A 219-nucleotide genomic window follows, 5' to 3' on the forward strand; every position below is an offset into this window, starting at 1 on the left:
AATGGTGGGCGGTCGGTGGTGGTGTCGGGTGAGGCGGGGGGGGTGGGTGGGGTGGTGGAGGGCCTGCAGGGCCTGGACGGGGCGGATGGGGATGGTGTTGGGGCGGTTGGTGCTGGGGTGGATGGTGCTGGTGTTGGGGTGGAGGGTGTGGGTGGTGGGCGTCGGAGTCGGGTGTTGCGGGTGTCGCGTGCGTTTCATTCGCCGTTGATGGAGCCGATG

The 219-nt window shown here is 69.4% G+C and carries 1 protein-coding gene; it reads right to left on the reverse strand.

Annotation, left to right across the window (positions count from 1 at the left end; genetic code table 11):
* On the reverse strand, positions 1 to 198 hold a 198-nt coding region (locus ACLQ2R_RS39750; RefSeq protein WP_425966577.1), incomplete at its 3' end, for a hypothetical protein.
* Positions 199 to 219: the final 21 nt, after the last annotated feature.

It is taken from the genome of Streptosporangium sp. DT93, assembly GCF_049844535.1.
In the GTDB taxonomy this organism is placed as follows: domain Bacteria; phylum Actinomycetota; class Actinomycetes; order Streptosporangiales; family Streptosporangiaceae; genus Streptosporangium.